General features: G+C 42.9%; 9 protein-coding genes. 6 read left to right on the top strand and 3 right to left on the bottom strand.

Translation table 11 applies throughout. From position 1 onward, the window contains the following. Positions 1-184: 184 nt before the first annotated feature. On the bottom strand, positions 185-625 hold the full coding sequence (locus F7R24_RS14485) for a hypothetical protein (protein ID WP_151671979.1): 441 nt from the start codon (positions 623-625) through the stop codon (positions 185-187). Then, on the bottom strand, positions 622-927 hold the full coding sequence (locus tag F7R24_RS14480) for a nucleotidyltransferase domain-containing protein (RefSeq protein ID WP_151671978.1): 306 nt from the start codon (positions 925-927) through the stop codon (positions 622-624). The genes F7R24_RS14485 and F7R24_RS14480 overlap by 4 nt, the downstream gene beginning before the upstream one ends. Positions 928-1,023: 96 nt before the next feature. On the opposite strand from F7R24_RS14480, the gene F7R24_RS14475 reads away from it, so the two are divergent. Then, positions 1,024-1,341, top strand: coding sequence for an inorganic diphosphatase (locus F7R24_RS14475; RefSeq protein WP_276613257.1), 318 nt, complete (start codon positions 1,024-1,026; stop codon positions 1,339-1,341). A 103-nt stretch (positions 1,342-1,444) separates the two neighbouring features. On the opposite strand, the gene F7R24_RS14470 is transcribed toward F7R24_RS14475, so the two are convergent. Next, a complete protein-coding gene (locus F7R24_RS14470) occupies positions 1,445-2,458 on the bottom strand; it encodes a GSU2403 family nucleotidyltransferase fold protein (RefSeq protein WP_151671977.1) in 1,014 nt (337 codons plus the stop codon). A gap of 353 nt (positions 2,459-2,811) precedes the next feature. Between F7R24_RS14470 and fic the strand changes: the two genes are divergently transcribed. The 5 genes from fic (at position 2,812) to nadS (ending at position 5,292) form a co-directional block, all read left to right on the top strand. Beyond that, positions 2,812-3,915 (top strand): protein adenylyltransferase Fic, encoded by a 1,104-nt coding sequence (gene fic / locus F7R24_RS14465; RefSeq protein WP_151671976.1) that lies wholly within the window; start codon positions 2,812-2,814, stop codon positions 3,913-3,915. A gap of 79 nt (positions 3,916-3,994) precedes the next feature. Beyond that, the gene (locus F7R24_RS14460) at positions 3,995-4,237 is read left to right on the top strand and encodes a type II toxin-antitoxin system Phd/YefM family antitoxin (RefSeq protein ID WP_151671975.1); all 243 of its coding nucleotides are present in this window, start codon (positions 3,995-3,997) and stop codon (positions 4,235-4,237) included. Further along, on the top strand, positions 4,234-4,497 hold the full coding sequence (locus F7R24_RS14455) for a Txe/YoeB family addiction module toxin (protein ID WP_151671974.1): 264 nt from the start codon (positions 4,234-4,236) through the stop codon (positions 4,495-4,497). Before F7R24_RS14460 ends, F7R24_RS14455 begins: the two co-directional genes overlap by 4 nt. A gap of 185 nt (positions 4,498-4,682) precedes the next feature. Further along, complete coding sequence (locus tag F7R24_RS14450) at positions 4,683-5,012, top strand: type II toxin-antitoxin system RelE/ParE family toxin (RefSeq protein ID WP_206057573.1); 330 nt, start codon at positions 4,683-4,685, stop codon at positions 5,010-5,012. Further along, entirely contained in the window at positions 5,005-5,292 is a 288-nt protein-coding gene (gene nadS / locus F7R24_RS14445) for a NadS family protein (RefSeq protein ID WP_151671972.1), read from the top strand. Before F7R24_RS14450 ends, nadS begins: the two co-directional genes overlap by 8 nt. Positions 5,293-5,484 lie beyond the last annotated feature (192 nt).

Here is a 5,484-nt window from a genome sequence, read left to right as displayed (position 1 = left end):
ATGGCTTCCTTCAGACCCTGCCGTTAGCCAGCAACGCCCTTGCCATTCGGATTGTCTTCCCCTTAGTCAGGGTGACTCAGGTTTCTTTCAACCTGACGGGTTTACCAGCTTCGCTGGGCAAACACGAGAAAAGGCCAGCTGAAAGCTGACCTTTTTGTAAGTGGAATTGTGAATCAGACAAGGGTTAAAGCTTGACGTTCAAGACGGTATCTGACTCCTCAATCACCAAATTTAAACGCTCAAGACGAGCTTCAGCTTCTTCTGGGTAATGATGTGCAAACTTATTTCTTAACAGTGCTGCTGTTCCAAAAAGATCGGCCGAGTTAATCGCGCCAAGCTTTTCCATGAGGAGTGCTCTATCACGGTTGGATTTATCTGAAATATCTTCTTGTTCAACAATAGCGATACCACGAAAAATATGATCTTGAATCATTGCTACCGACTGGGAATAGCGAAGAATCAATGCGTCTATCGACTCTTCCTCATCATCATTTAAAAGAGCGATGGTAGTCAGCGTTACCGGAAACAAATGAGCAACTTTTTCTAGAGAATACTTAAGCTTAAGAATTCGCTGCTCACATGCTAAAAGATTGGAGTTAAGTAGTTGAATAGCGCTTGAACTCATAAAAGCACTCCTTCTCTAGCAATATCGTATATCGGCTGATTTGGTTCATCAGCACTTTTAACCAATAAGTCGATTTTTGTATCGCATTCTGCTCGCAAACGATATTCCAAAAAAAGGCGTTCCCTTAACGTCAACTTTTTACTTGTTTGAAAGAAAATATCAATGTCGCCACCTCGTTTATTCACATCCGCGCGTGAACCAAACACATAGACTTTACCTTCAGGATCTTCTGCGCGAAGAACAGAGACTATCGCCTCCCGCTCTTCTTGACTAAGCCTGACATTGGCTTGCATCGAACACATCTGTATATCCTAACTTATTAACCATTATTGATTAATGATAGCAGGTCTAAAATTATAGATGGAGACAAGTCATCAAAGTTCGACCTCAGCGACCCATTGGATGTGATCATCCTAGGTCAAGCCTTACCTCGCGGTGAAGTCGCCAAAGTTCGTGTGATCGGTGTTCTTAAAATGCTTGATGACGGCGAGCAAGATGACAAGCTGGTTGCTGTATTAACTCAAGAATCTCCGTTTGCTCACATTGAAAGCATGACCCAGTTGGATCAAGAGTTTCCTGGCGTCAGCCAGATTGTGGACATTTGGTTTGCAAGCTACAAAGGACCCGATGGCGGCATGGAAGGATTAGGGTTTGAAGACGCTGAGTCTGCCCAATCGGTATTGAATGCTGCAGCTGAGCACTTCACAGCTCAATAAAAAACAGGTCGGAGTAACTTCTCCTCATTGATGGTGACAAGCACACGCAAGTGATCAGTCAATTGTTACTTCGACCCGATCTTCCCCGATCACCATTCTCGATTTACAGCGAAAAATCATCCAATGCATCTGTAGCAGCCGTTTGAAGAATATGAGGAAAAATTCGACTGATGGCTCGGCTAACAGGAAGATCCGTTAACTCATTTTGAATCATCGTGGCAACGAGCCGCGCTTGATCTTCATCACGGATTCGCTTCATCGGCTCACGATCAGGCTGCTGACTGACAAACCATTTATGCAATACAAAAGCGCGCGGATCAACGGTCGCAACACGCAACGGCATTCCCTGTAGATCAAAAACGATTGCATCATAATGCGGCGCTGACACATGCCATTTCAAGCTATCGATCACGACAGGATGAAGATCATCTGTTTCCAGTAACTCATCAAATGCACTTCGCTGCATGGGCGAGCCAACCCCTTGAGTAATAAAGTCCACCCTGAAGCCCTTATCATTGGCGGCAGCAAATTCATAAGGTGAGGCAGATATTCGCCGAAAGCTCTTGTCACTGCTTTTAAGAAGAGACAAAAGGGACCCCTCCTGCAAGTTAGCTATAATGCGTATTCCTTGACGAGCATCCATCAATACATCCATATCTTCAGTTGCAAGATGCTCAGGTTGAATCAACACACCGGCTCGTGCTTCAAATGCATAGAGCGCGTTCGTACCGATCAGCCGATAGGGTATCTTTTGTTTGTGCATTGAGCGAAGCACACGCGCACCTGCCAGCGGAAAACGATTAAGATCATTGGCCTTGATATATGCCGCATACTTTTTGAACTGATTGCGGTATTCAGCTTCGCGGGCTTTATAGTCTGCCTGTCTACGTTTAAAATTATATTTAATTTGCTCAGTTTCGAGAGAACGAACGCCCAATGAACGATTCTTGCCATAGGAATAGGCACGGTAAAGGTATTCTCGATCGTGAATAGTTTTCCAATGCATTGAGCCTGCAACGCTATCTGCCTGCAATCGATGTTGCTCTAGCTGCTGAAACAACTGGCGCGCATTAACCGCAACACGTACCTGCTCTGATTCCAGCCGCCTATATCCCATCTCTTAATACCCCCCTTTGGTCATTTTTAAAACCACAACCTATCATTTAACTAAACTTTCTAGAATATACGACATAATTTAGTTAAAGACTACTAGTGAAGATAACTGGGTAAGTGCTACCCTTGCTTGAAGCAAAAGATAGTTCAGAAAAACTTCATCTTCCCCACCCTGACTTGCCATATGTTTGTTCGTATCAAGGCTAGACGGTATATAGGAGACCTTACTCCGACCCCCGATCTCACTATATGTTGAGAAAACAATAAAAAATCGACACATTAAATTGATATGTCGATTATATCGACATAAACTGACTCGATAAGCTATTTATGTCGATTTAGACTGGACATGTAAACATGACATGGCAAGCAGAACAGCCCTATAACCAATTACCCAGATTACCACCACACCTAGATGCCATAGAAACTAAGGCTGTACTAAAAGCCTGCATCTCTGCGCGTGCTGCTGTAGCAGAGTTAAAAAAGGCCGGGCAGCTCATTCCTAACCAAAGCATGCTCATTAACCTGTTACCCTTGCTTGAAGCAAAAGATAGTTCAGAAATTGAAAATATTGTCACCACTACCGATAAGATTTTTCAGTATGCACTGGAAGACAAAGGCGCCGACCATGCAACAAAGGAAGCTTTACGTTACAGAACGGCGCTATATGAAGGCTATATTCAGCTTGAACGAAAACCACTTTGCACAGCGACTGCCATTGAGGTATGCAGTAGGTTAAAGCACACAGAAATGGATATTCGTAAAGTAACAGGTACTTTTATAGGAAACAAAGCGACGGGAGAAATTATCTATACCCCACCTGCTGGAGAAAACGTTATCCGCGACTTGTTAGCCAATTGGGAGCAATTTCTTCATGATGCCGATGAACTAGATCCTCTGATAAAGATGGCGGTTAGTCATTATCAATTTGAAGCTATACACCCCTTCCATGACGGAAACGGCCGAACAGGTCGTATCTTAAACGTTTTATACCTTATTGAATGCGGCCTATTAACGCTACCTATTTTGTATTTAAGTCGTTTCATCGTTCACAACAAACAAGAGTACTATCGCCTCTTAAACCAAGTCACCAAAGATCAGAACTGGGAAGACTGGCTGTTATTTATGTTAAAAGGTGTCGAGCAAACTGCCATATGGACCTGCGATAAAATCACTGCAATTAGAGCACTGATGGAAAGCACAACCGATTACATAAAAGCACAGCTACCAAAAATATATAGCTACGAGCTTGTTCAGCTTATTTTTGAACAACCCTATTGCCGTATCAGCAACCTAGTTGAACGTAATATTGCAAAACGCCAAACAGCTTCAATCTATTTAAAGCAGTTAACAACTATTGGTGTGTTGCAAGAAATCGATTCAGGAAAGGAAAAATTATTTGTACATCCGCGACTGATGACGCTGATGACGAAGGACAGTAATAATATTAATGATTTTTAAGATGCGATCGCATTGACGCACGTACCATATAACGTACAATGAAATATGATTTGTAAGTTAACAGCAGACGAGGTACGTCATGGTTGGAATTACCGCTACCGAAGCCCGCAGCAACCTTTATCGATTGATCGATGAAACGGCGGAGTCCCATCAACCGATCGTTATTATGGGAAAGCGAAATAAAGCCGTTTTAGTGGCTGAAGAGGACTGGGCTGCTATCCAGGAAACACTTTATCTTCTTTCTATACCTGGTATGCGCGAGTCTATCCGGGAAGGAATGGCAACTCCAATTGATCAATGCGATAAGGAACTGGACTGGTGACATGGAAGTTGGTTTTCACCAAACAAGCACAGAAAGATGCAAAGAAACTGGCTTCTGGCGGTCTGAAGCTAAAAGCTCAGGAATTACTCGATTTAGTTGCAGAAGATCCATACTGCAAACCTCCACCTTTTGAGAAACTCATTGGAGACCTTTCAGGCGCGTACTCACGCCGGATCAACATTCAGCACCGCTGGGTGTATCAAGTGCTTGAAAAAGAGAAAGTCATAAAAGTACTTCGGCTATGGAGCCATTACGAGTAACAGAAAGTCTGGGGGCATGAGATCTTACTCCGACCTCCACAGACTCCGACCCCGATCTCCATTAAAAACATCCAGAATTTCCTGCTCTTGATTATCAAACTTGTTCATTTTAGGCCCGGATCTCTGTTAAGAAAAGTTGACTAGATATAATCCAATGGATTATAGTTTTAATTATGCAGACTATCGTGGAACTACCAGAATTTCAAAAGCGAGCTTCAGGCTTGCTCAAGGAAGATGAAAAAATAAGTATCATAAATTACCTGGCTGCGCACCCGCAATCAGGAGATCTCATTCAAGGCACTGGTGGTATTAGAAAGTTACGATGGTCTGCACAAGGAAGAGGTAAAAGCGGTGGCGTTCGTGTGATTTATTATTACCACAATGAAACAATGCCTCTTTTTCTTCTTACCATTTTTGGTAAAGGTGAAAAGGCAAATATCAGTAAAACCGAACGCAATGACCTCGCCAAATTCACATGTGTACTTCTAAAAAATTATGGTGATTCAAATGGCTAGCGCATTCTCAAGTATTAAGCAGGGTCTTCAAGAGGCTATTGAATACTCTGATGGACAATTAAAAAGTGCGATTATACATGAGTTCACTCCACTAGATGTAAAGCAAGTCCGAGCTCAAGTAGGTATGTCACAAAGTGAGTTTGCTTCAGCTTTCGGCATTAGTGTCAGCACTCTTCGTCACTGGGAAAGAGGCGATCGTAAACCACACGGACCAGCATTAGTTCTTCTAAATGTAGTTTCTAAAGAGCCAGAAACTGTTCTCAGAGCCCTCGCATCTTGACATCTTCAGCGCATCTACGAAGACTGGGTTCATTGAGAGAAAAGGATAGAGATCTTACTCCAACCCTGTGGTATCCCCACGAATTTAAGACATGACACTTGATGACCTTTTTAGCTGCTCTGCAAACTCTTTGATACCCTTTCGCCAAATCCGATCAGGTATTCTAAGGTTATTCATTAGCAGACGTTTTCC

This window comes from Nitrincola schmidtii, from assembly GCF_008973715.1.
Taxonomy (GTDB): Bacteria; Pseudomonadota; Gammaproteobacteria; order Pseudomonadales; family Balneatricaceae; genus Nitrincola; species Nitrincola schmidtii.
Note: the sequence above shows the minus strand (reverse complement) of the source record. Positions and strands in the feature narration are given on the sequence as shown.

What these genes read in the sequence shown, in the direction of transcription:
- F7R24_RS14485 (WP_151671979.1), bottom strand. Translation starts at nt 625, where the DNA reads ATGAGTTCAAGCGCTATTCAACTACTTAACTCCAATCTTTTAGCATGT.
- F7R24_RS14480 (WP_151671978.1), bottom strand. Translation starts at nt 927, where the DNA reads ATGTGTTCGATGCAAGCCAATGTCAGGCTTAGTCAAGAAGAGCGGGAG.
- F7R24_RS14470 (WP_151671977.1), bottom strand. Translation starts at nt 2,458, where the DNA reads ATGGGATATAGGCGGCTGGAATCAGAGCAGGTACGTGTTGCGGTTAAT.
- fic (WP_151671976.1), top strand. Translation starts at nt 2,812, where the DNA reads ATGACATGGCAAGCAGAACAGCCCTATAACCAATTACCCAGATTACCA.
- F7R24_RS14460 (WP_151671975.1), top strand. Translation starts at nt 3,995, where the DNA reads ATGGTTGGAATTACCGCTACCGAAGCCCGCAGCAACCTTTATCGATTG.
- nadS (WP_151671972.1), top strand. Translation starts at nt 5,005, where the DNA reads ATGGCTAGCGCATTCTCAAGTATTAAGCAGGGTCTTCAAGAGGCTATT.